General features: G+C 69.6%; 24 protein-coding genes and 2 pseudogenes. 17 read left to right on the forward strand and 9 right to left on the reverse strand.

Features of this window, described 5'->3' with window-relative positions; translation table 11 throughout:
* Positions 1–46: 46 nt before the first annotated feature.
* The 9 genes and pseudogenes from PH203_RS04330 (at position 47) to PH203_RS04370 (ending at position 8,454) form a co-directional block, all read left to right on the forward strand.
* The gene (locus tag PH203_RS04330) at positions 47–985 is read left to right on the forward strand and encodes a sugar ABC transporter permease (RefSeq protein WP_289916283.1); all 939 of its coding nucleotides are present in this window, start codon (positions 47–49) and stop codon (positions 983–985) included.
* Positions 986–1,005: 20 nt separating this feature from the next.
* Complete coding sequence (locus PH203_RS04335) at positions 1,006–1,878, forward strand: carbohydrate ABC transporter permease (protein ID WP_289916647.1); 873 nt, start codon at positions 1,006–1,008, stop codon at positions 1,876–1,878.
* Positions 1,879–2,003: 125 nt separating this feature from the next.
* Positions 2,004–3,158: a Gfo/Idh/MocA family oxidoreductase gene (locus tag PH203_RS04340; RefSeq protein WP_289916285.1), complete on the forward strand. Its 1,155-nt coding sequence runs from the start codon at positions 2,004–2,006 to the stop codon at positions 3,156–3,158.
* A complete protein-coding gene (locus PH203_RS04345) occupies positions 3,158–4,003 on the forward strand; it encodes a PmoA family protein (RefSeq protein WP_289916287.1) in 846 nt (281 codons plus the stop codon). The genes PH203_RS04340 and PH203_RS04345 overlap by 1 nt, the downstream gene beginning before the upstream one ends.
* 77 nt (positions 4,004–4,080) lie before the next feature.
* A pseudogene (locus PH203_RS04350) lies at positions 4,081–4,310 on the forward strand (family 43 glycosylhydrolase); the annotation flags it as partial.
* Positions 4,311–4,615: 305 nt separating this feature from the next.
* Positions 4,616–5,956, forward strand: coding sequence for a sugar ABC transporter substrate-binding protein (locus PH203_RS04355; protein WP_289916289.1), 1,341 nt, complete (start codon positions 4,616–4,618; stop codon positions 5,954–5,956).
* An 8-nt stretch (positions 5,957–5,964) separates the two neighbouring features.
* Positions 5,965–6,228 (forward strand): annotated as a pseudogene (locus PH203_RS04360) (hypothetical protein); the annotation flags it as partial.
* A 121-nt stretch (positions 6,229–6,349) separates the two neighbouring features.
* Entirely contained in the window at positions 6,350–7,147 is a 798-nt protein-coding gene (locus tag PH203_RS04365) for an HAD family acid phosphatase (RefSeq protein WP_289916291.1), read from the forward strand.
* Between the two features lie 152 nt (positions 7,148–7,299).
* A complete protein-coding gene (locus tag PH203_RS04370) occupies positions 7,300–8,454 on the forward strand; it encodes a right-handed parallel beta-helix repeat-containing protein (protein ID WP_289916293.1) in 1,155 nt (384 codons plus the stop codon).
* 379 nt (positions 8,455–8,833) lie between these two features.
* Here PH203_RS04370 and PH203_RS04375 read toward each other — a convergent pair whose 3' ends face one another.
* Both PH203_RS04375 and PH203_RS04380 read right to left on the reverse strand, forming a co-directional pair.
* Positions 8,834–9,694: a hypothetical protein gene (locus PH203_RS04375; RefSeq protein ID WP_289916295.1), complete on the reverse strand. Its 861-nt coding sequence runs from the start codon at positions 9,692–9,694 to the stop codon at positions 8,834–8,836.
* Positions 9,691–10,257: a SigE family RNA polymerase sigma factor gene (locus PH203_RS04380; RefSeq protein ID WP_289916297.1), complete on the reverse strand. Its 567-nt coding sequence runs from the start codon at positions 10,255–10,257 to the stop codon at positions 9,691–9,693. The genes PH203_RS04375 and PH203_RS04380 overlap by 4 nt, the downstream gene beginning before the upstream one ends.
* Positions 10,258–10,491: 234 nt before the next feature.
* Here PH203_RS04380 and PH203_RS04385 point away from each other — a divergent pair, with 234 nt between their 5' ends.
* Entirely contained in the window at positions 10,492–11,949 is a 1,458-nt protein-coding gene (locus PH203_RS04385; RefSeq protein ID WP_289916299.1) for an NCS2 family permease, read from the forward strand.
* Positions 11,950–12,052: 103 nt separating this feature from the next.
* Here the strand turns inward: PH203_RS04385 and PH203_RS04390 are convergent, their stop codons facing one another.
* From PH203_RS04390 to PH203_RS04400, 3 genes are all read right to left on the reverse strand, one after another.
* Entirely contained in the window at positions 12,053–13,504 is a 1,452-nt protein-coding gene (locus PH203_RS04390; RefSeq protein WP_289916301.1) for a penicillin-binding transpeptidase domain-containing protein, read from the reverse strand.
* 312 nt (positions 13,505–13,816) lie between these two features.
* Positions 13,817–14,287, reverse strand: a complete 471-nt coding sequence (locus tag PH203_RS04395) for a GNAT family N-acetyltransferase (RefSeq protein ID WP_289916303.1) — start codon at positions 14,285–14,287, stop codon at positions 13,817–13,819.
* A gap of 3 nt (positions 14,288–14,290) precedes the next feature.
* Entirely contained in the window at positions 14,291–15,064 is a 774-nt protein-coding gene (locus PH203_RS04400) for an IclR family transcriptional regulator (protein WP_289916305.1), read from the reverse strand.
* A gap of 123 nt (positions 15,065–15,187) precedes the next feature.
* Between PH203_RS04400 and PH203_RS04405 the strand changes: the two genes are divergently transcribed.
* The 7 genes from PH203_RS04405 to PH203_RS04435 all read left to right on the forward strand — a co-directional run bounded on the left by PH203_RS04405 (position 15,188) and on the right by PH203_RS04435 (position 21,614).
* On the forward strand, positions 15,188–16,717 hold the full coding sequence (locus PH203_RS04405; protein ID WP_289916307.1) for an aldehyde dehydrogenase (NADP(+)): 1,530 nt from the start codon (positions 15,188–15,190) through the stop codon (positions 16,715–16,717).
* Between the two features lie 45 nt (positions 16,718–16,762).
* Positions 16,763–17,371, forward strand: a complete 609-nt coding sequence (locus PH203_RS04410) for a DUF1349 domain-containing protein (protein WP_289916310.1) — start codon at positions 16,763–16,765, stop codon at positions 17,369–17,371.
* Between the two features lie 50 nt (positions 17,372–17,421).
* Positions 17,422–17,916, forward strand: coding sequence for a GNAT family N-acetyltransferase (locus tag PH203_RS04415; RefSeq protein WP_289916311.1), 495 nt, complete (start codon positions 17,422–17,424; stop codon positions 17,914–17,916).
* A 75-nt stretch (positions 17,917–17,991) separates the two neighbouring features.
* Positions 17,992–18,708 carry a DsbA family oxidoreductase gene (locus PH203_RS04420; protein WP_289916313.1) on the forward strand — a complete coding sequence of 239 codons (717 nt, stop codon included), beginning with the start codon at positions 17,992–17,994 and terminating at the stop codon, positions 18,706–18,708.
* Positions 18,709–18,815: 107 nt separating this feature from the next.
* A complete protein-coding gene (locus tag PH203_RS04425) occupies positions 18,816–19,868 on the forward strand; it encodes an aminotransferase class V-fold PLP-dependent enzyme (protein ID WP_289916314.1) in 1,053 nt (350 codons plus the stop codon).
* Positions 19,869–19,954: 86 nt separating this feature from the next.
* Positions 19,955–20,572: a sigma-70 family RNA polymerase sigma factor gene (locus PH203_RS04430; RefSeq protein ID WP_289916316.1), complete on the forward strand. Its 618-nt coding sequence runs from the start codon at positions 19,955–19,957 to the stop codon at positions 20,570–20,572.
* A gap of 37 nt (positions 20,573–20,609) precedes the next feature.
* Positions 20,610–21,614 carry a maleylpyruvate isomerase family mycothiol-dependent enzyme gene (locus PH203_RS04435; RefSeq protein ID WP_289916320.1) on the forward strand — a complete coding sequence of 335 codons (1,005 nt, stop codon included), beginning with the start codon at positions 20,610–20,612 and terminating at the stop codon, positions 21,612–21,614.
* 3 nt (positions 21,615–21,617) lie between these two features.
* Here PH203_RS04435 and thpD read toward each other — a convergent pair whose 3' ends face one another.
* Genes thpD through ectA form a run of 4 tightly spaced genes read right to left on the reverse strand, consistent with a single transcriptional unit; the run spans position 21,618 to position 24,787 of the window.
* The gene (thpD, locus tag PH203_RS04440; RefSeq protein WP_289916322.1) at positions 21,618–22,505 is read right to left on the reverse strand and encodes an ectoine hydroxylase; all 888 of its coding nucleotides are present in this window, start codon (positions 22,503–22,505) and stop codon (positions 21,618–21,620) included.
* Positions 22,506–22,512: 7 nt separating this feature from the next.
* Entirely contained in the window at positions 22,513–22,923 is a 411-nt protein-coding gene (locus PH203_RS04445; protein WP_289916324.1) for an ectoine synthase, read from the reverse strand.
* A gap of 20 nt (positions 22,924–22,943) precedes the next feature.
* Positions 22,944–24,215: a diaminobutyrate--2-oxoglutarate transaminase gene (gene ectB / locus PH203_RS04450; RefSeq protein ID WP_289916326.1), complete on the reverse strand. Its 1,272-nt coding sequence runs from the start codon at positions 24,213–24,215 to the stop codon at positions 22,944–22,946.
* Positions 24,216–24,268: 53 nt separating this feature from the next.
* A complete protein-coding gene (gene ectA / locus PH203_RS04455; protein ID WP_289916328.1) occupies positions 24,269–24,787 on the reverse strand; it encodes a diaminobutyrate acetyltransferase in 519 nt (172 codons plus the stop codon).
* Positions 24,788–25,069 lie beyond the last annotated feature (282 nt).

Raw genomic sequence — 25,069 nt, forward strand, 5'->3', positions numbered from 1 at the left:
GAACCACGACGCACGCACCACGTACCGAACCGATCGGAGAACAGTCATGGCCCAAGCCGCAGCCGTGGCGAAACCGCCCGCGCCACCCCGGCGGCGGCGCCGTGCCTCCGCCACCCCGCGCAGGCTCCCCTACCTGCTGATCGCACCGGCCGCCCTGCTCATGCTGGGCTTCATCGCCTACCCGGTGATCAGCGTCTTCTACTACAGCCTGCAGAACTACAACCCCACCAAGCCCTGGCGGAACCGATACGCGGGCTTCGACAACTTCGTCCACGCCTTCACCGAGGACCCGGTCTTCTGGGACACGCTGACCTTCAGCGCCAAGTGGGTCTTCGTGGAGGTCGGCCTGCAGCTGCTGTTCGGTCTGGCGCTGGCGCTCATCGTCAACCAGACCTTCGTGGGCCGGGCGCTGGGCCGGGCGATGGTCTTCTCCCCGTGGGCCGTCTCCGGCGTGCTGACCTCCGCGATCTGGGTGCTCCTCTACAACTCCCAGACGTGCCTGACCCGTTACCTCGCCGACCTGGGCATCGGCTCGTACGGCACGAGCTGGCTGTCGGACACCTCGACCGTCTTCCCGGCGGCGATCGTCGCCGACCTGTGGCGCGGTGTCCCCTTCTTCGCGATCCTCATCCTCGCCGACCTCCAGTCCGTCTCGAAGGACCTGTACGAGGCCGCCGAGGTGGACGGCGCCGGCCGCCTCAAGCAGTTCTGGCACATCACGCTGCCGCATCTGAAGGACGCGATCATCCTGTCCACGCTGCTGCGCGCGGTCTGGGAGTTCAACAACGTCGACCTGCTCTACACCCTCACCGGCGGCGGGCCGGCCGGCGAGACGACGACGCTCCCGCTCTACATCGCCAACACATCGGTCGACGCCCACAACTTCGGCTACGCGTCGGCCCTGACCACGGTGGCGTTCGTGATCCTGCTCTTCTGCTCGATGGTCTATCTGCGCCTGAGCAAGTTCGGAGGCGAGGGCAAGTGAGCATCAAGGAAGCCGCCCCGGTGGTGTCGTCCGAGGTCAGGAAGTCCCCGCCGCCGCCCCGGCCCAGGGGCAGGCAGCGCGCCTGGGACGAGGTGCCCCGCTGGCACATCTACCTGCCGCTGTCGATCTATCTCCTCTTCACCCTGATCCCGTTCTACTGGATCCTGCTCTTCGCACTCCGCCCGGCCGGCTCGACCTCCCTCGTGCCCTGGCCGATCACCTTCGACCACTTCGAGAAGGTCTGGACGGAACGGCAGTTCGGCACCTACTTCCAGAACAGCGTCCTCGTCGGCATCGCCACCCTGCTGATGACCACCCTGGTCGCGCTGGCCGGCGGCTACGCCCTCGCCCGGTTCGACTTCAAGGTCAAGCGGGCCTTCATGCTCGGCCTGCTGTGCTCCCAGTTCGTGCCGGGCGCGCTGCTCCTGGTCCCGCTGTTCGAGATCTTCGCCGAACTCCAGATGATCAACTCCCTCGGCAGTGTCATCCTCGCCGAGACGGTCTTCCAGCTACCCCTGTCGATCATCCTGATCGGCAACTTCATCAAGAACGTGCCGTACTCCCTGGAGGAGGCGGCCTGGGTGGACGGCTGCAACCGCTTCACCGCGTTCCGGATCGTCGTCCTGCCGCTGCTGCGCCCCGGTCTGATCGCCGTCGGCTCCTTCGCCTTCGTGCACTCCTGGAACCACTTCCTGTTCGCCCTGATGTTCCTCAACAACCAGGACAAGCAGACGATCCCGGTCGGCCTCAACACCCTGATGGGCGCGGACAGCGTCGACTACGGCGCCCTGGCCGCGGGCGGCATCATCGCGGCCGTACCCGTCGTGCTGGTCTTCGCCTTCATCCAGAAGTGGCTGATCACCGGCTTCAGCGCGGGGGCGGTGAAGGGCTGATGAGACTCCGTCAGATCGGCGTGAACGGCCGACGTCGGCTGGACGCCTACCCTGCACACAAAGATCGAGAGCGTCGAGACGGCCGACCGAGAGGTGGCGCGCGGCGCGGGCGCAGGGAGGATCCCATGAGCACCGTAGACATCGTCCTGGCGGGAGCGCGCGGCCACGGCCGCTGGCACCTGGAGAACATCCGCCGGCTCCAGGACAAGGGGATCGTACGGCTGGCGGGCATCTGCGAGCTGACCCCGCTCGCCCCGAACGAGATCCCCGAGGGCCTCGGCACGCCCGAGCAGTCCGCCGACTTCGGCGCGCTCCTCGACTCCACGGGCGCCCGGATCGCGGTGATCTGCACGCCGATCCCGACGCACACGGACCTGGCGCTGGAAGCGGCTCGCCGAGGTGTGCACATCCTGCTGGAGAAGCCCCCGGCGCCGTCGTACGCCGAGTTCCGGCGCATGGCCGACGGGGTCGCGGCGGCCGGTGTCGTCTGCCAGATCGGCTTCCAGTCGCTGGGCTCGCACGCCGTGCCCGCGATCCGGCAGCTCATCGACGAGGGCGCGATCGGTGAGCCGGTCGGCGTCGGCGGCGCCGGTGCCTGGGCGCGCCCGGAGGCGTACTACACGCGGGCCCCCTGGGCGGGCAAGCGGCGCCTGAACGGTGTGGACGTGATCGACGGGGCGCTCACCAACCCGCTCGCGCACGCCGTCGCCACCGGTCTCGCCCTCAACGGCTCCACGCGCGCCGAGGACGTCACCGGCATCGAGACCGAGCTGCTGCGCGCCAACGACATCGAGTCCGACGACACCTCCTGCGTCCGTGTCACGACGGCACAGGGCCGCCCGGTCACCGTCGCCGCGACGCTCTGCGCCGAGGACCCGGACGACCCGTACGTCCTCGTGCACGGCACGCGCGGCCGGATCACCTTCTGGTACAAGCAGGACCGCGTCCTGCTCCAGCGCGCCGACCACGGTCCGGAGGAGTACGACCACGGCAGCACCGACCTGCTGGAGAACCTGGTCGACCACCTCACCGACGGCACCGACCTGCTGGTCCCGCCGGACGAGACCGGCGCCTTCATGAAGGTCGTCGAGGCGATCCGCACCGCCCCCGATCCGGCCCCGCTGCCCGAGAGCGCCTGGCATCTGATCCCCGGCGAGGACCGCAGGGTCGTCCCCGGCATCGACGGACTCGTCGCGGCCTCCGCCGACACCCTCGCCCTCTACTCCGAACTCGGCGCGCCCTGGGCCGTGGACACCCCACCGAAAGAGGTGAGCACCTGATGACGCCCCCGGACTCGCCGGTCCTGCGCGTCGCGGGCCGCCCGGTCGGCCGCTATGTCACCCGGCCCGAACTGGCCGAGCGGCTCTCCCCACGCCCCTGTCTCCACCCCGTCACCACCCTCGCCGGCACCTCGGTCACCGAACTGAGCCCCGCCGACCACACACACCACCTCGGCGTCGGTGTGGCCGTTCCCGACGTCGAGGGGTTCAACTTCTGGGGCGGGCGCACCTACGTCCGCGACCGGGGCCCGACCGAGCTCGCCGACCACGGCGCCCAGCGCCACATCGCCTTCCAGCTCCGCGACCCGGACGGCTTCGTGGAGGAGCTGCGCTGGGTCGCCGCGGGAGCGGAGCTGCTGCGTGAGCGCCGTACGGTCGCGGCCACCGGACTCACCGACACCGCCTGGGCGTTGGACTTTACCTTCTCGCTCACCAACGTCACCCCCGGCCCGCTGTCCATCGGCAGCCCGGCCACCAACGGCCGTCCGGGCGCGGCGTACGGCGGCTTCTTCTGGCGGGCGCGGAAGGAGGACCGGGCGCCGGACGTCTTCACGCCGACCGCCGAGGGCGAGCCGGAAGTCCACGCCCACCGCGCCGACTGGCTCGCCCTCGCCGGCTCCACCTGGACCCTCGTCTTCGCCGGGGCCACCGAACGGACCCGCCAGGACCCGTGGTTCGTGCGCACCGCCGAGTACCCGGGCGTGGGCTCGTCGTTGGCGTACGACGAGCGGGTGCCGATCGCCCCGGGCGACACCCTCGTCCGCCGGGTCGTCACGGTCGTCGCCGACGGCCGCCTCGACCGGGGCGGGGCCGCCGCGCTCGTCCGCAAGGCGGTGAGGCTGTGACCACCGCCGACACCCAGGCGAAGCCGGCCGACACGTACACCGACCCGGTCCTGAACGCCGACTGGTCCGACCCGGACATGGTCCCAGTGGGCGACGACTTCCACCTCACCGCCTCCGGCTTCGGCCACGCCCCCTCCCTGCGCCACCACGACGACCGCTTCCGGATCTTCTGGGGCGACCCCGACCAGGGCATCCTCCAGATCAACGCCCCCGAGATCAGGGGCCCTTGGACTCGCCCGCACCTCATCAAGGCGGCAGGGGCCTGATCGACGCCTGCCCTCTGTGGGACGACGAGACCGGCGAGGCCTGACACACCCTCCTTGTACGCCTGTTGGGAGCCGCAATGACGCACCTCCATGGCAAGCGCTTGTCGGAACTCGGTCCGATCGGAGTCCTGGCCACCGTCGTGGCCTGCCGGCCGCCCTCGCGCTGGCCGTGGCAGGGGAGGACGACGCGTGTGCCGGCCCCGCGGCAGTGACGCCGAGGTCCACGCCGTCGCCGCCTGTCTGAAGGGCACCGACGACCGGGCTCCGTATGCCCGGCACCGCCCCCCGCACCTTCATGTCCCGTGTGTGCATATCCCGTGTGTGATCCAGAAGAGAGAGCCGACCAATGAAGATCAGCATCCGCAGAAGCAGGCGCGCCGCCATGGCCGTCGCCCTGGGCTCCGTGCTCGCGCTGACCGCCACCGCCTGCGGTGACGACGGCAGCGGCACCGGGGACAAGGGCGACGAGGGCAGCGGCAAGGGAAAGATCGTCTTCTGGGACAACAACGGCGGTGTCCGCACCGACATCTGGAAGGAGGTCATCGCCGACTTCGAGAAGGCGAACCCGGACATCACGGTCGAGTACGTCGGCATCCCCTCCACCGACTACCAGTCCAAGGTCGACACGGCCATCCAGGCGGGCAGCCTCCCGGACGTCGGCGGTGTCGGTGCGGCCATGCTCGCGAGCTTCTCCGCGCAGGGCGCGCTGGAACCGCTGGACGACCGGCTCGCCAAGTCCTCCCTCGACGGCAAGCTCAACAAGGACATGGTCGAGTCGCTGACGGCGGCCGGCGGCGGCGACGGCAAGCTGTACTCGATCCCGACCTCCGCGAACAACGGTGTGCTGTACTACCGCACCGACCTGTTCAAGAAGGCGGGGCTGGGGGAGCCGAGGACATGGGACGAGTTCTACACGGCGGCGGACAAGCTCACCGACGCCAAGAGGAACGAGTTCGGCTACACGATCCGTGGCGGTGCCGGTTCCATCGCACAGGCGCTGGACGCGATGTACGGACAGTCGGGGATCACCTCGTTCTGGAACGGGGACAAGACCACCGTCAACGACCCGAAGAACGTGGCCGCGCTGGAGAGGTACGCGGGCCTCTACAAGAAGGTCACCCCCGCGGCCGACCTCAACAACGACTTCACGAAGATGGTCGCGCAGTGGGATTCCGGCACGATCGGAATGCTGAACCACAACCTGGGCTCGTACCAGGACCATGTGAAGGCGCTCGGGGTCGAGAAGTTCCGGGGAATTCCGCAGCCGGTGGGTGCCGACGGGAAGCGGGTCCAGGTCTCCAACCCCGTTGACGGGGTGGGCCTGTTCAAGAGCTCCGAGAACAAGGAAGCGGCCTGGAAGTTCATCGAGTTCGCGCTCTCGCACGCGGAGAACTCGAAGTTCAACGAATCCGCGGGCCAGGTACCGGCCAACAACGAGGCCGCGCAGGACGAGTGGATCTCCAGGGCCGAGCCCACGAAGCTGGCTGCGGCGGCGCTGACGGACGGGTCCACGACGATTGTGCAGCTCCCGTACTACCTGCCCGACTGGGGCACCATCTCGAAGGCCGACAACGAGCCGAACTTCCAGAAGGTGCTGCTCGGGAAGATGAGTGCGAAGGATTTCCTGGACACGTTGGCCGATCAGCTGAATGACGCCCAGGCCGAGTGGAAGTCGCAGAACGGCTGATCTGAGCCGAGAACCAGCGCTTCGCCGAGTACCGCAACACCGGCCCCGGCGCCGTGATCACCGTCCCGGAGAACCGCCCCCAGCTCACCGACGAGCAGGCCCGGCCGGCGACCCGGTTCTCCGGGAACGACTGGGACTCCGGGATCGCCACCCTGTCGTTCCTCTCCACGGAGGCCTCGACGACGTACAAGGCCCGCAGCTCCAGCGGCACCCTGCCGACGGCGAACTTCCTCAAGACCGAGTCGACGGCCATCGGCGCCACCATGGGCTGACCGGCCGGTCGGCCATCCGTCCACCCGCCGGGGCGCTTGACCCGTTTTTTGCCTGTGAAGGAGGTATCGATCAGGCAACGGGTCTCGCGCTCACAGCGGTGACGCGCGTAGAACGTCTGTCATGCATAAGCCACTGCGTATCGCGGCCATAGCCGCCGCGTGTGCCGTCGCCGGTGCCGGCCTCTACGGCGCCGGCGCGGCCACGGCCGGCCAGTCCACCGCGAACAGCACCCACGAGCCCTACAACATCGGGCTCCTGGTCAAGGACATCGACACCTATTACGGCACCACGCTCGACGCGGACGGCGTCTACCAGGCGTCGCCCGACAGCCAGTACGCCAAGGACCTCGCGAAGCTCGACGCCGCCGCGAAGAAGCAGATCGACAAGGCGGCCCGCAAGGCCCAGAAGACGGGCTCCAAGCCCGCGGTCGTCTTCGACATCGACGACACGCTGCTGCTGAGCCTCGACTACGAGAAGAAGACCAACTACACGTACAACTCGACCACTTGGGCCGAGTACGTGAACAAGGCCGACCGCCCCGGCGTCTTCGGCAGCGCCGAGCTCGTGCAGTACGCCGAGGCCAGGGGCGTCGAGGTCTTCTACAACTCGGGCCTGGCCGAGGCACAGCGCACGGCCGCCGTCGAGAACCTGAAGAAGATCGGCGCCGATGTGAACCTCGACGCCGGCCACGTCTTCCTCAAGGACAAGGCCAACCCGCCGTCCTACCTGAGCGCCTGCGCCGCCCCCGGCGCCTGGACCTGCACGACCGTGCAGTACAAGTCCGGCACCCGCAAGCACATCGAGCAGGACCTCGGGTACGACATCATCGCCAACTTCGGCGACCAGTACACCGACCTCCAGGGCGGCTACGCCGACAAGACGTACAAGCTCCCGAACCCGACGTACTACGTCAGCTGAGCCCGCTCACCGCCGTACGGATCGAAGAGGACCGGTCGATCTTCACGGGATGCGGCAACCTTTCCTGGCGCGAGGGCGACCTGGGTTCAGAAGCGGGCCGGGGCGGCCCCTCCGGCCCGCTTCGTCCTCATCGCCCAGGAAAGGAACGCCCCGTGCGTCAGAGCACCGGACGCCACCGCAGGACCCGTACGCTCTCCGTCGCCGCCGCTGTGGCCGTCGCCGCAGGGGCGGGCGGCGTGTACCTCGGTCTGTCGAACGGCGGCGCCGGGGCCGCCTCCTCGACGGTGACCGTGTCCAGCACGGCTCAGCTGGAGGCGGCCGTGAAGAACGCGGTCGCGGGTACCACCATCGAGCTCCGCGCCGGTACGTACTATCCGGCGGCCACCCTCAAGTCCACGGCCAACGGCACGAGTTCGGCGCGGATCACCCTGCGGGCGTACGGCGCTGAGAAGGTCAGGATCGACGGCTCCGAGCTGCCCGACGGCTCCTGGCTGGCCGGGATCTACGGCGACTACTGGACCGTGCAGAACCTCACCTTCCAGAACTCGCCCGCCCAGGGCTTCGTCGCCACCTCCTCCGTGGGCGGTGTCTTCAGGAACCTCGTCACCGCGGACAACGGCGACTGCGGGTTCACGCTCCGCGGCGACGGCACGACGGACAACCTCGTGCAGAACCTGGACAGTCACGGCAACTACGACTCCGCCGGGCACGGTCAGAACGCCGACGGGATCGCGGTGAAGTTCGGCTCGGGCACCGGCAACAAGATCACGGGTGCGCGGCTCCACGACAACTCCGACGACGGCCTCGACCTGTGGCAGTTCTCCTCGCCGGTCACCATCGAGCACTCCTGGGCCTTCGGCAACGGCGAGAACCGCTGGAACGACTCCGCCTTCGAGGGCAACGGCAACGGCTACAAACTGGGCGGCGGGGGTGTCACGGTCGCGCATGTCCTCAACAACAACGCGGCCTGGGACAACACGCTGAACGGGTTCACCGAGAACTCCAACCCGGGCGCGATCGTCCTGAACCGCAACACGGCCTACTCCAACGCCCGGGCGGGCTTCTACTTCGCCACGGGCAAGGCGCGGCTGGCCCGGAACCTCGCGGTGAGCAACAAGGGCGGGCCCTCCGAGCTCGGCGGCTCCACGGTCTCCGCGGCCAACAACTGGGACGGCGGCGTCGCCACGCCGGCCTTCAAGTCCAAGGACGCGACCACGGCGTACGGCCCGCGGAAGTCCGACGGCTCGCTTCCGGCCACCGCCTTCCTCACCACCGGCTCGACCACCATCGGGGCGACGATGAACTGAGGCGGACGCGGAGAACCGAGGCAGACGCAGATGACAAAACGCCCCGCCGGTCGTCACCGGCGGGGCGTTTCTGTCGCCGGCCCGAGGGGGGCTCATGCCGGCGGCTGCTGACCGAGGGGGGCTCAGGTCAGCAGGTCTGTGCAGTGGTGTCCGTCTTCCACGCACTACTAGGGACGTTGAAGATGAACGAATGGTTGTTCCCCCGGTATGAACCTGTGGTGAGAGAGCGAGTGCTGGGGTGTAGTGTGCGCGGCCGCCGCTCGGGCCGCGGTCGACTCGAAGTAGATCAAGCCATGCCCGTTCCTTGCGTGGGAAGAGGATCCTTGCGTTTCCTGGTTGCCACCGGCGAAGGAAAGGGTTGCCGCTCTCCGGAACTTTTTCAGGAATCCCCGTCCGGCGACGCGTCGTCGCCCTCGCGGGCCGCGAAGCCGCCCTTCACGGAGAGCTGCTCGCCGCCCGCCGTGCCGGTCGCCGTGTAGGTGTCGCGAGCCGCGTCCCGGCCGCCGCGCTCATGGTCGTACTGCCCCGCGAACACCCACTCGCCCTTGGGGACCTTGCGGCCCTCCTTGAGCGTCCAGGTGTAGACGAGGAAGCCGTCCTTCTCCTCGGTGGTGAGGGTGAAGTCGGTCTCCGGCAGGGAGCGCCAGGCGCCGGTCGAGGTGACCCCGCCGGTCTGCGCGACCTTCAACTGCACGGTGAGCGCGGTGAGTTCCTCGGAGGTCTTCAGGGTGATGTCGCTCTGCGCCCAGAACTCGTTGCTGTGCGGGTCGACCGAGCCGTTTGACCACAGGGGGCCGTCCTCGGCACCCGGGGCGGTGACCGGCGGCTGCGCGGTCGCCGTCGCGGAGGGCTGCTGCCGGGTGGGCGTGCTGCTGGGCCCGGACTCCGGCCGGGTCCGCTCCGGCGACGGTTCGGCCGTCCTGCTCGGCGCCCGGCTCGTCGCGTCCGGGGACGGCTCGGGCGTCGCCGTGGTCGCCACCGACTGCTGCGGGCCGTCGTCCTTCACGGCCGAGGCCACCGCGTAGCCGCCGATGCCGAGCGCACACGCGACCGCCGTCGTGGCGCTGACCACCCGTACCCAGCCGAACACCGGCGGCCGGGTGGCCCGGTGGTCGGGGCGGGTCTCCTCGGCGATGCCGCGCTCGACCCGCGCCAGGATGCGCGCGCGGTCCGGCTCGTGCTGTCCGGCCGCCTCGTGCAGCCGGGCGCGCAGCTCGTCGTGCACGTCCTGCTGCCTCATCGGGTCCGTCCTCCGGTCTCGCCGCCGCGCGCCATGGCCACGGCCACCTGCTGGGGTGCGCCCTGGGAGCCGAGCAGCCGCTGCAGTTCGGCCAGCCCCTTGGACGTCTGGGACTTAACCGTACCCACGGTAATCCCAAGAGCGAGAGCGGTGTCCTTTTCCGACAGGTCGAACGCGTGCCGGAGCACCACGCACGCCCGTTTGCGGAACGGCAGCCTGCGCAGCGCCCCCTGGACATCGACGACACCCGCTATGTCCGGGTTCTCCGTCTTCTCCTCGCGCTGTGACCAGAACAGCGCGATCCGGCGGCGCTCACGGACCGCGCTGCGGATCCGGGTCCGGGCCAGATTGGCGACGACGCCACGGGCGTAGGCGGCCGGGTGATCGGCCGCACGCACCCGGTCCCAGCGGTTCCACAGTGCGAGCAGCGCGTCCGCCGCCAGATCGTCGGCGGCGTCCGATTCGCCGGTCAACAGATAGGCGAGACGTGACAGTTCGGCGTAGTGCCGTTCGAAGAAGGCCTGGAACTCCACGGAGGCTGCGTCGTCGACGACCGTGCCCACGGGCGGAACCTCCCTGTGCCTGCCATGTGAATGCCCTGTGATCATCCGGAGGTGGCCCGGATGAGATCCGGAAGCGTAGCAGTGATCAACGGTCGGTTCGTACGGGGCTTCGAACGCAGTCTGACGGCCCGACCCTGATTCCGTAACACGGTGAAAACCTGAAACGCGTTCAACGCGGGAACAATCCAGCCAGCATCCGCACACAGATCAGTTCAGGCAACAAGGAGTCTCCCCATGTCCACAACCGAGAAGGTGACCGGCCCGCAAGACGCCACGCCATCAGGCGTGAACGGCGTCGACCGGTTCTTCAAGATCTCCGAACGGGGATCCACCTTCGCCCGTGAGATACGCGGCGGCTTCGCCACGTTCTTCACGATGGCCTACATCCTTGTCCTGAATCCCATCATCCTGGGCAGCGCCAAGGACAAGTTCGGCGAGACCCTCGATCCGGTCCAACTCACCACCGCCACCGCCCTGGTGGCCGCGGTGATGACGATCATCATGGGCGTCGGCGGAAACCTGCCGCTCGCCCTCGCCGCGGGCCTCGGATTGAATGCAGTCGTCGCCTTCCAGATCGCCCCGCTGATGAGCTGGGACGACGCGATGGGCCTGGTCGTCCTCGAAGGCCTGCTGATCTGCGTCCTGGTGGTGACCGGGCTGCGCGAGGCCGTCATGCACGCGATCCCGCAGCCGCTCAAGCAGGCGATCAGCGTCGGTATCGGCCTGTTCATCGCCTTCATCGGCTTTGTCGACGCCGGGTTCGTCAGCCGCATCCCGGACATCGCGAACACCACCGTTCCCGTGCAGCTCGGCGGCACCGGCAGGCTCACCGGCTGGCCGATCCTCGTCTTCTGTCTCGGCGTGCTGCTGACGGTCGCGCTGATCGCCCGCAAGGTCAAGGGCGCGATCCTCATCAGCATCGTGACCATGACGATCGTCGCCGTCATCATCAACTCGGCCGCCGACGTCAAGAGCTGGGGCCTGACCACGCCGGCCTGGCCCGACAAGCTGGTCGACACCCCCGACTTCGGACTGCTCGGTCAGTTCAGCCTGTTCGGGGCGTTCAGCGCGGCGGACGTCGGTGTCGTCACCGTCGTCCTGCTGATCTTCACGCTGATCCTCTCCGACTTCTTCGACACCATGGGCACGGTCGTCGGCATCAGCGCGGAGGCGGGGCTCCTCGACGAGGAGGGCAAGGTGCCCAACCTCGGCCGGGTGCTGCTCATCGACGGTGCGGCCGCGGTCGCGGGCGGCGCGGCGTCCTCGTCCTCCGCCACGTCGTACATCGAGTCGGCGGCGGGCGTCGGCGAGGGGTCGCGCACGGGCTTCTCGAACCTGATCACGGGCGGTCTGTTCGCCCTGGCGCTGTTCCTGACCCCGCTGCTCACCATGGTCCCGCTGCAGGCGGCCGCCCCGGCCCTGGTCGCCGTCGGGTTCCTGATGATGACGCAGGTCAAGCACATCGACTGGGACAAGTACGAGATCGCGATCCCGGCGTTCCTGACGATCGCCGTCATGCCGTTCACGTACTCGATCACCAACGGCATCGGCGCGGGCTTCCTCGCCTACGTCGTCATCAAGGTGGTGCTGGGCAAGGCGAAGGAGATCCACTGGCTGCTGTGGGGGACCTCGGCGCTGTTCCTGATCTACTTCGCGATCGACCCGATCGAGCAGATCCTCGGTGTGAAGTGACCCGGTGAAGTGACCCGGTGAAGTGAGTCTGTGAAGTGACTCAAGGGGTGGCTCCCCGAAGTCGAAGGAGCCACCCCTTGCGCCTGGTTCTTGAGATGCGCGCCTAGTCCTTGAGCGCGGCCTCCATCATCGCCTTGGCCACCGGCGCCGCCAGGCCGTTGCCGCTGACCTCGGACCGGGCCGCGTCCGACTGCTCCACCATGACCGCGACCGCGACCTCCTTGCCGTCGGCCTTGGCGTACGACGTGAACCACGCGTACGGCGACTTGCTGTTGTTCTCGCCGCGCTGGGCCGTGCCCGTCTTGCCGCCGACCGTCGCGCCGTCGATCTGCGCGTTCGTGCCCGTGCCGTCCTCGACGACCGTCTGCATCGCCGACTGGAGCTGCTCGGCGGTCTCGGAGCTGACGACCTGGGTCGTGGAGGTCTCGTCGTCGTAGTTCGCCAGGGTGTCGCCGCCGCTGTCGGTGATCTGCGAGACCATGTGCGGCGAGACCAGCTTGCCGTCGCCCGCGATCGCCGCGGAGACCATCGCCATCTGCAGCGGGGTCGCGGTGACATCGAACTGGCCGATGCCGGTGAGGGCGGTCGAGGAGTCGTTCATGTCCGAGGGGTAGACGCTGGTGTACGCCCGCACGGGCACGTCCTGCGACTCGTCGTTGAAGCCGAACTTCTCGGCCATCGCCCTCAGCTTGTCCTGGCCGAGGTTGTACGCCATCTTCGCGAAGACGTTGTTGCAGGAGTACTGCAGCGCGGTGCGGATCGAGGCGTTCTCACAGGGCGCTGACTTGTTCTCGTTCTCCAGGTCGGTGACCGTGCCCGGCAGCCGGTACGGGTCCGGGCTGTCGGTCTTCTCGTCCACCGACGAGTACAGCCCGTCCTCCAGCGCGGCCGCCGCCACGACCAGCTTGAACGTCGAACCCGGCGCCACCGGCTGCCGCAGCGCACGGTTGGTCAGCGGCTTGTCCGAGTCCGCGTTGAGCTTCTTCCACGCCGTACCGGCCGTGTTCGCGTCGGTCAGCGAGGACGGATCGTACGACGGGGTCGACACGACGGCGAGGATCTTGCCGGTCGTCGGGTCGATCGCGACGGCCGCGCCCTGCTTGTCGCCCAGCGCGTCATAGGCCGCCTTCTGCACGCCCGGGTCGATCGTGGTGACCACGTTGCCCGGCTCGGCCCGCTGGTTGGTGACCGTGTCCATCACGGACTTCAGCCGGGTGTCCGTGCCGTTGAGGAGGTCGGCGTAGATGCCCTCCAGCTGGGTCGGGGCGTACGCCTGCGAGGCGTAGCCCGTCACCGCGGCGTACAGCCTGCCGTCCTTGTACGTGCGCTTGTACTCGAGGTCGCTCCCCGTCGTCTGCGCGGAACCGGTGATCGACTCACCGGCCACGATGATGTTCCCCAGCGGCGACGAGTACGTCTCGATCGCGTTCCGCCGGTTGTCGCTGTCGTCCGCGAGCGCCTGGCCCTCGTAGAACTGCACCCAGGTCGCCCGCACCAGCAGGGCGAGCACCAGCAGCAGCGCGAAGACCGATGCGTGCCTGATCGTCTTGTTCATTCCACCGGGGTAGACGAGCGGGGCGGCCGCAATCGTTCCCTCGCGCCTGCTTTTCTCATCGACGGTTCATGAACCCGGCCCCGCACGCGGCGACGCCGGCCCGGGTACGGTCCGGGCTCCCGACCCTCGCCGGGACGGCCGCCACCTGCGACTTCACCGACACCGGCCCGACCCCGGCCCGCCGCGCGCCCCGGGTCGGTGAGCCCGCCGCCCGGGTGCGCCCCCGAGGACCGGACGGTTCCAGGGGAGGCGGGCCCGTCGGCCGAACGGCAGCCGAGGAGCGGTCCCGCGGCCCTCTCTCGGCCCCTGTCCTCAGGCGTCCAGCGTCAGGACGACCTCGTCGATCTCCTCGCCGCGGGCGTTCGCGAAGCCCCTCGCGTGGGCCGACAGCCGGAACCCGCACTTCTCCAGCACGCGCCGCGAACCGGTGTTGTCGGCGGCGGCGCGGGCGTACAGCGGGCGTTCGGGGACCTGGGTCACCAGCTCGCGCAGGGCCGCCGTGGCGATGCCCTGCCCCCAGTAGGCGCGGTCGATCCAGTACGTCACCTCGCGCTCGGCCGGTTCGCCGTACACCGAGGCGCTGCCCACCACGTCACCGTCGGCCAGGATCGTGCGGTGCACGGCGTCGGAGGCCCGGATGCGTTTCCAGTGGGCTTCGAAGGCGTCCCGGTCGGCGGGGTCGCCCGGGGTGAAGGCCGCCATGTGCAGGGCCTCGGGATCGTTCATCTGCCGGAAGAACACCGGCAGATCACTGTCGTGGACCTCTCGGAGCGCGATCTGCATGCCTCAGAGCCTACGGGTGGCCAGTGACAGCCGGTCCCGTGCGTCGAACAGCGCGTCCTTCACCATCTGTTCGTGCGCGGGCGTCAGCCGCGCCACCGGCACCGAGCAGCTGATCGCGTCCCGCGCGGGGGTCCGGTAGGGGATCGCCACGCCGAAGCAGCGCAGCCCCAGCGTGTTCTCCTCGCGGTCCACGGCGAAGCCCTGCTCCCGGACCTGGTGCAGCTCCTCGATGAGCTTCTCCCGGTCGGTGATGGTGTTCTCGGTCAGCGCGGGCAGCGTCTCCGGGAGCATCTTGCGGACCTGCTCGTCGGAGTACGTGCTCAGCAGCGCCTTGCCGAGGGAGGTGGAGTGGGCGGGGAGGCGGCGGCCGACCCGGGTGAAGGGGCGCAGGTAGTGCTGGGACTGCCGGGTGGCCAGATAGACGACGTTCGTGCCGTCCAGGCGGGCGAGGTGGATGGTCTCCGTCGTGTCGTCCGACAGCCGGTCCAGCGTCGGACGCGCCGCCGCCACCACCTCGTCGCCGTCGATGTAGGAGGTGCCGACCAGCAGCGCCCGCACCCCGATGCCGTACCGCGTGCCCGTCGCGTCGGTCTCCACCCAGCCCAGCTCGACGAGTGTGCGCAGCAGCATGTAGAGGCTGGACTTGGGATAACCGACGGCCTCCTGGACCGCCGCGAGGGAGTGCATACCGGGGCGTCCGGCGAAGTATTCGAGCAGTTCAACCGTCCGTACGGCGGACTTGACCTGCGCGCCGCCCCCCGTCTCGCCAGCCGACATCGCCCTTGACCCCTTCGTTCGACGGGAAATAGTCTCCAACAGCATATTCACCATCAGAGACAGCGTTCAGTATATCGAACAACCCTGGTGGATGACCCAGAAAACTGTGTGGAGGGACCCGCGGTGGCAGCAGCACCAGTCTGGAGTGTCGACCCCCGAACCGGGAAGCAGCGTGAACAGGTTGCGGTGGAGGCCACAGCCCAGGAGGTGGACGCCACCGTCCGTGCCGCGCACGACGCCCGCGGCGCCCTCGCCGACCGCACGGTCCGCGCGGCCTTCCTGCGCACCGCCGCCGACAAGCTGGAGGCCGCCAAGGACCAGCTCGTCGAGGCCGGCGACGCCGAGACCGCGCTCGGCCCGGTCCGCCTCACCGGCGAACTCGCCCGCACCTGCTACCAGCTGCGGGCCTTCGCGAGCATCGTCGACGAGGGCGCCTTCCTCGACGTCGTGATCAACCACCCCGACGACACCGCGACCCCGCCGATCCCGGACCTGCGCCGCTACAAGGTGCCGCTCGGTGTCGTCGCCGTCTACTCGGCCTCCAACTTCCCCTTCGCGTTCTCCGTCGCGGGCGGCGACACCGCGAGCGCGCTGGGCGCCGGCTGCCCCGTCGTCGTCAAGGCCCACCCCGACCACCCGGCCCTGTCCGAGCTGGTCGCGGCCGTCCTGCGGCGGGCCGCCGCCGAGCACGGCATCCCCGAGGGCGTCATCGGTCTCGTCCACGGCTTCGAGGCCGGCATCGAGCTGATCAAGCACCCGCTGGTGTCGGCGGCGGGCTTCACCGGGTCGATCCGCGGCGGGCGCGCGCTGTTCGACGCGGCCGCCGCCCGTCCGGTCCCGATCCCCTTCCACGGGGAGCTGGGCTCCCTCAACCCCGTGCTGATCACGGAGGCCGCGGCGGCCGAGCGCGCCGAGACCATCGGTACGGGACTCGCGGGCTCCATGACGCTGGGCGTCGGGCAGTTCTGTGTGAAGCCGGGCCTGGTCCTGGTGCCGTCGGGCGCCGCCGGTGACGGCCTGGTCAAGTCCCTCACGGACGCCGTCAGCAACACGGACGCGGGCGTGCTCCTCGACCACCGCATGCGGGACAACTTCGTCGCCGGGGTCGCCGAGCGTGCCGGACTGGCCGACGTGGAGACGCCGGTGACGCCGGGCGCGGGCGGCGAGCACACGGTGAGCGCGGGCTTCCTGACGGTTCCGGCGAGCAAGCTGTCCGAAGAGGGCGAGTACGACCTGCTCCTGGAGGAGTGCTTCGGCCCGGTGACCGTCGTCGCCCGCTACGAGGACTCCGCCGAGGCGAGCAAGGTCCTGTCGCGACTCCCGGGCAACCTCACCGCGACGGTCCACCTCTCCACCGAGGAGACCGAGGGCAAGGGCGGCGGCGCGGAACTCCTGGCGGAGCTGACGCCGCTCGCCGGACGCGTCCTGGTCAACGGCTGGCCGACGGGCGTCGCCGTGGCGGCCGCCCAGCACCACGGCGGTCCGTACCCGGCCACGACGTCCACGTCGACCTCCGTCGGCGGCACGGCCATCGAGCGCTGGATGCGTCCGGTGGTCTACCAGACCACCCCGGAGGCACTGCTTCCCCCGGAGCTGCGGGACGACAACCCGCTCGGTCTGCCCCGCCGCTTCAACAACACCCTGGAACGCTGACCCCCAGGGGCCGCACGGGGAAAGGGAACCTGGGAAACTCTGACGATGGACGTGGAACTTCCCGAACTCCCTTTCCCTCTCCGCACCTACGGCCCCGACGGACACTGGTCGTACGAGGACGGGATCCTCACCGGATGGGCCGGTCCACGTCAGGACCGCTTCGTACCGCCCACCGGTGAGGCCCTCGACCCCGCCACCGACGCACCCCGTCTCCTCGGCGCCCCCGAGGGCGACTTCCAGCTCATCGCCCGGGTCACGGTCGGGTTCAACGCGTCCTTCGACGCGGGAGTCCTCTACGTCCATGTCGGCGAACGGGCCTGGGCCAAGCTCTGTCTGGAGTACTCCCCGGACGTGGCCACCATCTGCACGGTGGTCACCCGGGGACACTCCGACGACGCCAACGCCTTCACCGTGGAAGGCAGTTCCGTGTGGCTGAGAGTGAGCCGCACCGGCCGCGCCTTCGCCTTCCATGCCTCCCGCGACGGCCAACGCTGGATATTCGTCCGGCTGTTCACGCTCGCCGACGAGAAGGAGAGCGACGCCGCCCTCGTCGGCTTCATGACGCAGTCGCCGATGGGGGAGGGGTGCGTCGTGACGTACGACCACCTGGAGTTCAGGCCCGACTGGCCGAAGGACCTTCGGGACGGAAGCTGAGCGACGGCGGCACCGGGAACCGGAGGCGCCGGGACCCCGTCCTCCGTTGCATGATCAAGGACAGCACCGGAGCGGGTCGAGTGATCCGGACCGTCGTACCCGCCGAGGCGGAGGCCGTCACCGCGCTCCATGCCCGCGCCCGGGCCACGTACTACCCCGACGGCGTCCCGGACGACGGCACCGACTGGCTCGCCACCTGGCAAGGTGCCATCGCCCGGCCGGACGGCCATGTCCTGTGCCTGGTGGAGGGCGGCCGTATCGCCGGGCTCGCCTCCTTCCGCACCCCGGAGGGTGCCCCGGCGGAAACGGTCGAGCTCTTCCAGTTCCATGTCGACCCCGACCGGTGGCGCTCCGGCCTCGGCGCCGCCCTGCACACGGCCTGCGTCGAGCAGTGGCAGGCCGACGGGAAGCGGACGGCCGTCCTGGAGGTGCATGTGGACAACGCACGGGCACAGGCCTTCTACGCCCGCCAGGGCTGGGCCGCTCACCCCGTCGAGCCGGGCCACCACCATCGGCGGATGACCTTCAGGGTGGCCGGGGAATGAACCCCACTCCTTGAACGTTCACCGATTAATCGGAGGGCGTCTCCGTACCCGTACGACCTGGAAAGAGCCGAAGACATGCGCGTCGAGATCTGGAGCGACATCGCCTGCCCCTGGTGCTACGTGGGCAAGGCCCGCTTCGAGGAGGCGCTGGAGGCCTTCCCGCACCGCGAGCAGGTCGAGGTGGTGCACCGCTCCTTCGAGCTGGACCCGGGGCGCGCCAAGGGCGACATCCAGCCCGTGACCAAGATGCTGGCCAAGAAGTACGGCATGAGCGAGGCACAGGCCCAGGCCGGCGAGGAGAACCTCGGCGCACAGGCCGCCGCCGCGGGCCTCGAGTACCGCACCCGCGGCCGCGACCACGGCAACACCTTCGACATGCACCGTCTGCTCCACCTCGCCAAGGCCGAGGGCAAGCAGGACGAGCTCATCCAGATCTTCTACAAGGCCAACTTCGCCGAGGAGCGCTCCGTCTTCTCCGAGGGCGAGGAGCGGCTCGTGGAGCTGGCCGTCTCCGCGGGCCTGGACGCCGATGCCGTCCGCAAGGTCCTCGCCGACCCCACCGCCTACGCCGACGACGTCCGCGCCGACGAGCGCGAGGCCGCCGAACTCGGCGCGAACGGCGTGCCGTTCTTCGTTCTCGACCGCAAGTACGGCGTCTCCGGCGCCCAGCCCGCCGAGGTCTTCACCCAGGCGCTCACCCAGGCGTGGGGCGCGCGTCCGCCGCTGCAGCTGATCGAGGACGGTGGCGCCGAGGCCTGCGGTCCCGACGGGTGCGCGGTGCCGCAGAAGTAGGGCGCCGGACGTACGTGCAGGTCGGGGCGGATGTATAAGCACCCCTTAGGGGAATCACTTAAGAATTCGCAATGGACTGATGGTTCGGAGGGCCCCACAGTGGAGCCATGGAGACCTTCGAGAGCCTCGTCCGTGCTGAGTTCGCCCCGAAGAACACCTACCTGAACACCGCGAGCAGCGGTCTGCTCCCCGCCCGCACCGTGGCCGCCCTGACGGAGGCCGCGCTGATCCGGGCCGAGGGCCGGCCGCTGGACCCGCTGTTCGAGGACGTGGAGGCGGCCCGCGCCGCCTTCGCCCGGCTGGCCGGAGTCCCGGCGAGCCGGGTCGCGGCCGGTGCCTCCGTGTCCACGTTCTCCGGACTGGTCGCCGCCTCGCTCCCCGCCGGCGCCGAAGTCCTCACCGCCGAGGACGACTTCGCCTCGGTCGTGAACCCCTTCCACGCCCGCGGCGACCTCAAGGTCCGCATCGTCCCCCTGGAGCGGCTCGCCGAGTCCGTCCGCCCGGAGACCGCCCTCGTCGCGGTGAGCGCCGCCCAGTCAGCCGACGGCCGCATCGCCGACCTGCCCGCCCTGCGGGAGGCGGCCCGGACGCACGGGGCGCGGACGTACGTCGACTTCTCGCAGGCCTCCGGCTGGCTGGCCATGGACGCCACGCCGTACGACTACACCGTCTCCACCGGCTTCAAGTGGCTCCTCGGCCCGCACGGCGCCGCCTTCCTGGTGGTCCCGGAGGACTTCGGCGCGCTGACACCCCTGCTGGCCGGCTGGGTCGCCGGCGAGATCCCCTGGGACAGCTGCTACGGCCCGATCGCCGAACTCGCCCACTCCGCCCGCCGGTTCGACATCAGCCCCGCCCTCTTCGTCTACGCGGGACTGCGCGCCTCCCTCTCCCTGATCGAGGAGTTGGGCGTGACCGCCATCCGCGCCCACGACCTGGCCCTCGCCGACCGCTTCCGCGCCGGACTGGCCGCCCTCGGGCGCGAGGTGCTGCCCGCGCCCGGCTCGGCGATCGTCTCGGTGCCCGGACTGGGCGGGAAGCAGCGGGAGTTGAGCGCGGCGGGCATCGAGGTCTCCGACCGCGCGGGCAACTTGCGCGCCTCCTTCCACCTCTACAACACCCCTGCCGACGTCGACCGTCTCCTGGACGTCCTGTCCGGCTGAACTACGGCTCGTGAATCACTGGCCATGGCTTGTTGTCGTGAACCGCTGGCGCGGGCCCGGCGGGAACGCTAGGAAAGGCACCAGGGGTGGTGGTGCCGGTGGAACACGCGGGCGATACGTCAGTGCGGCCTCCCGCCGACGCGGAGCTGCACAGGCGGCTCGTGTACGGCGACGAGTCCGCGCTGGCCGAGGCGTACGAGGCGTACGGAGGTCTGGTGCGGCGGGTCGCCGTGCGGGTCACCCGCAGCCCGGGCGCCGCCGAGGACGTGGCGCAGGAGGTCTTCGCCCAGCTGTGGAGCAGGCCGTACGCCTACGACGCCGGCCGCGGCACCCTGCGCACCTGGCTCTCCATGCTCGCCCACCGGCGGGCCGTGGACTGGGTGCGCAGCGAGGCCCGGCACCGCAAGGACGCCGGCGCCGACGACTCCGCGCTCCAGGCCATCCCCGAGCCCGGCCCCGGCCCCGACGAGACCGTCGTGGACCGCGAGCGCTCCATCCTTCTGCACTCCGCCCTCGCCGAACTCCCGCAGCCCCAGCGGGAGGTGGTGCACCTGGCCTACTTCGCGGGCCGCACCTACCGCCAGGCCGCCGTCGAACTGGGCATCCCTGAAGGCACCGCGAAGACCCGTCTGCGCACGGCGTTACGTACCTTGGCCGAGTCTTTGGCCGACCCACCCGACCCTGCGCTCGAAAGGGGCGCATGATGGCAGGGGACGCTCGCTCCAGGAAAGGGGGCATGCGGTGACCGCCGAACACGACGGCGTACGGGACCTGCTGGCCGCCTGGGCCTTCGGGGCACTGGAGCCTGCCGAGCGCAGAACGGTCCCGCTGCACCTGGCCGAGTGCGACGACTGCGCGGCGGAGGCAGAGCGCCTGCGCGAGACGGTACGGCTCCTCGACGGCCCTTCGGGCAACGGCTCGGGCCGCCGACCGGCCGCCGACATCCTCTCCGCCGCCCTGCGCACCCGGCCCGCCGCCCCCCGCGTCGCCGCACACGCCGCGCCCTACGCCGCCGCCGTGGCGGGTCTCAGGGCGCTGCTGCCCGAGCTGGAGGGCCGCTGGAGCACGCCGGTCGTGCACGACTGGGACGTCCACGCCACGGTCGCCCATCTCCTCGCCGCGGACGAGCACTTGGTGCGCCTGCTCGGCCTGGACACCCGGCTGCCGCCCACCCGCGTACCGGCCGGCACCCACTGGGGCGAGGCCTGGAACCTGCGGACCGGCGAGATCATCGACCGCGAGCACGGCCGTACGCCCGGGGAGACCGCCGGCGACTGGGCCGCGCAGGCGGACGCACTGCTCGCCGCACCCGAGGCGCATGATCCCGAACTCGCCGCCCGGCCCGTGACGTTGATGGGCGCGCGGCTTCCGATCGCCGACCACTATGTGGCGCGGGCCTTCGAGGCGTGGATCCACACCGACGACATCGGCCGCGCCCTGGGACTCGCCGTACCGCCGCCGCCCGCGGAGCACTTGGGGCAGCTGGTCCGGCTCGCGGTCCGCATCCTCGGCATGGCCCTCGGGACCCAGGCACCGCCGGTGCTGTTCTCGGTGACCGGTGCCGAGCAGTGGGTGCTGGGCTCCGAGGACGAGCCGGTGCGGGCCGAACTCGCCCTGGACCCGGTCGACTTCTGCCTCCTGGTGGGCGGCCGGTACACACCGGACGAGGTACCGAAGGACACCACGGGCGACGCGGCCGCCGTACGGAACGTACTGGAGTCGGCCGCGTCGCTGGCGTGGCTGTGAGGCCTACTTCACAGGGGTGAAGTCCCGGGCGCCGATGAACTCCGGCCGCCGGATCGGGGCCGCGAAGGGCTCCACGGCCGCGTTCTCCACGCTGTTGAACACGATGAACACATTGCTGCGCGGGAACGGGGTGATGTTGTCCCCGGAGCCGTGCATGCAGTTGCAGTCGAACCAGGTCGCCGAACCCGCCTTGCCGGTGAACAGCTTGATGCCGTACTCGCCGGCCATCGCGGTCAGGGCCTCGTCCGAGGGCGTGCCCGCGTCCTGCATCTGGAGCGACTGCTTGTAGTTGTCCTTCGGCGTGGCCCCCGCGCACCCGAGGAAGGTCCGGTGCGAGCCGGGCATGATCATGAGCCCGCCGTTGGTGTCGTAGTTCTCGGTCAGCGCGATCGAGACGGACACCGTCCGCATGTTCGGCAGGCCGTCCTCGGCGTGCCAGGTCTCGAAGTCCGAGTGCCAGTAGAAGCCGGAGGCACCGAAGCCGGGCTTGACGTTGATCCGCGACTGGTGGACGTAGACGTCCGAGCCGAGGATCTGCCGGGCCCGCCCGACCACCCGCTCGTCGCGCACCAGGTTCGCGAACACCTCGCTGATCCGGTGCACCTCGAAGACCGAGCGGATCTCCTTGGACTTCGGCTCGACGATCGAACGCTCGTCGGCGCGGATCGCGGGGTCGGTGACGAGCCGCTCCAACTCGGCGCGGTAGAGGGCGACTTCGTCCTCACCGATGAGCTCCTCGACGGCGAGGAACCCGTCGCGCTCGAAGGACTCCAGGCCGGCCGTCGGGATCGGCCCGGGGGTGCCGGGCGCCGACCAGACGACCGGGTCCTTGCGGGGGAGGGACACCTCGGTGGCGCCGCGGCTGGGGTAGAGATCGGTGACAGTGGTCATGGTGATGTCACACCTCCTCGGGGTCGGGCTCGGTGAGCAGCGGGTAGACGCCGTTCTCGTCGTGGTCCTCCCGGCCGGTCACGGGCGGGTTGAACACACAGATGCAGCGGAAGTCCTCCTTGACCCGCAGTGTGTGCCGCTCGTGTCCGTTCAGGAGGTACATGGTCCCGGGCGTGATCGAGTGGGTCCGCCCGCTCTCGTGGTTGGTCAGCTCGGCCTCGCCCTCGACGCAGACGACGGCCTCGATGTGGTTCGCGTACCACATCGACGTCTCCGTACCCGCGTACAGGATCGTCTCGTGCAGCGAGAAGCCGACCCTTTCCTTGGCGAGCACGATCCGTTTGCTCTCCCAGGTGCCGGACGCCGACTTCACATGGCGGTCGGTGCCCTCGATGTCCTTGAACGATCGGACGATCACGTGCTGAACAGCTCCTTCTCTCAGACGGTTTCGCGTACCGAACGGGCGAGGACGCTCAGGCCCTCGTCCAGCTCCTCCGGGGTGACGGTCAGCGCCGGCAGCAGCTTGACGACCTCGCTCTCCGGCCCCGACGTCTCGATGAGCAGCCCGAGTTCGAAGGCCCGCCGGGCGACCCGCTCGGCCCGCGCCTTCTCGTGGAACTCAAGTCCCCACACCAGCCCGCGCCCGCGGTACTCCTTCACATCGGCGAGGTTCTCCTCGGTGAGGGAGATGAGTCCCTGCTCCACCTGCTCGCCGCGCGCCCGGGTCTGCTTCTCCATCGCTGACCCGTCGGCCCAGTACGCCTCAAGGGCCGCGGTCGCGGTGACGAAGGCGGGGTTGTTGCCGCGGAACGTGCCGTTGTGCTCGCCCGGCTCCCAGATGTCCAGCTCGGGCTTGAACAGGCAGAGGGACATGGGCAGTCCGTAGCCGCTGATGGACTTGGAGACGGTGACGATGTCGGGCGTGATGCCGGCCTCCTCGAACGAGAAGAAGGCCCCGGTGCGCCCGCACCCCATCTGGATGTCGTCGACGATGAGCAGCATGTCCTGCCGCTCGCACAGTTCGGCGAGCGCCCGCAGCCACTCGGGCCGCGCGACATTGATGCCGCCCTCGCCCTGCACGGTCTCCACGATCACCGCGGCGGGCTTGTTGAGCCCCGACCCCTGGTCCTCCAACAGCCGCTCGAACCACAGGAAGTCCGGGACCTGCCCGTCGAAGTAGTTGTCGAAGGGCATGGGCGTGCCGTGCACGAGCGGTATCCCGGCCCCGGCCCGCTTGAAGGCGTTGCCGGTGACGGCGAGGGAGCCGAGGGACATCCCGTGGAAGGCGTTGGTGAAGGAGACGATGGCCTCGCGCCCCTTGACCTTCCGGGCGAGCTTCAGCGCGGACTCGACGGCGTTGGTGCCGGTCGGCCCGGGGAACATGACCTTGAAGGGCAGATCGCGCGGGCGGAGCACCAGATCCTGGAAGGTCTGGAGGAAGGCGCGCTTGGCGGTGGTCGACATGTCGAGCCCGTGCGTGACGCCGTCCCGCTCCAGGTAGTCGATCAACGCCCGTTTCAGGACGGGGTTGTTGTGCCCGTAGTTCAGCGAACCGGCGCCGGCGAAGAAGTCCAGGTACTCGTGGCCGTCCTCGTCGTACATACGGCTGCCGTGCGCGCGGTCGAAGACGGTGGGCCAGCCGCGGCAGTAGCTGCGGACCTCGGACTCGAGGGTCTCGAAGACACTGAGGTCGGGCTGGGTGATGGTCACGACGAATCGCTCCTCGATGCGTGGGGGAGTGCGTGGGGAGTGCGTGGGGGTCGTCAGAAGGAGAGGGGGCCGATGCGGTACAGGACTTCGGGTTCGTGCGGCCCGTCGGGGAACAGGCCGGTGTCGAACAGCACTTCGCGCTCCAGAGCGGCGTCATGGCGCTCGGCGAAGGCGCAGAACAGCCGCTCGGAGGCGGTGTTGTCCGGGGTGACGGTGGTCTCGACGGCGGTGATCCGCTGCTCGGCAAAGACCCGTGCGGCCAGCCCGTCGAGCAGCTTCCCGGCGAGCCCGCGGCCGCGGTGCGTCTCGTCCACGGCGACCTGCCAGACGAGCAGGGTGTGCGGACGGTCCGGCCGTACGTAACCGGTGACGAAGCCGACCGGCTCCCCGCGTCCGTCGCGTGCTACGGCCGACGTGGCGGCGAAGTCGCGACACCAGAGCAGATAGCTGTACGACGAGTTCAGGTCGAGGACCTTCGAGTCCCGCGCTATCCGCCACAACGCGGCACCGTCCGCGACGGACGGACGGTCGATTTCCAGTTCTGCTGATGTGTCTGCTGGTGCGGCAGTCATGCGGATTGAATTTACCGAGGGAAATTCAAAATTGCATCGTCGGGAGGGGTTACATGGTAGCGGGGGCTGTGTTATCGCGCGGGCGCGGGCGGCCGCGTGAGGGGTGGGTGATATGTGCGTCTTCGACCGCCGCAAAAGGGGCGAATTGATGATCCTGTGTAACGCGTCACACCCATGTAACCCCCACGAGATCTGCCCGAATTCAGCCGGTTGGCGTTCGCAGAATCTTTGCGTTTAGGACCGGAAAAAGCGGGCAGGAGAATATGGGAAGCTGCGCTGGAG

Origin of the sequence: Streptomyces sp. S.PB5, from assembly GCF_030403745.1 — a bacterium.
Classification (GTDB): domain Bacteria; phylum Actinomycetota; class Actinomycetes; order Streptomycetales; family Streptomycetaceae; genus Streptomyces.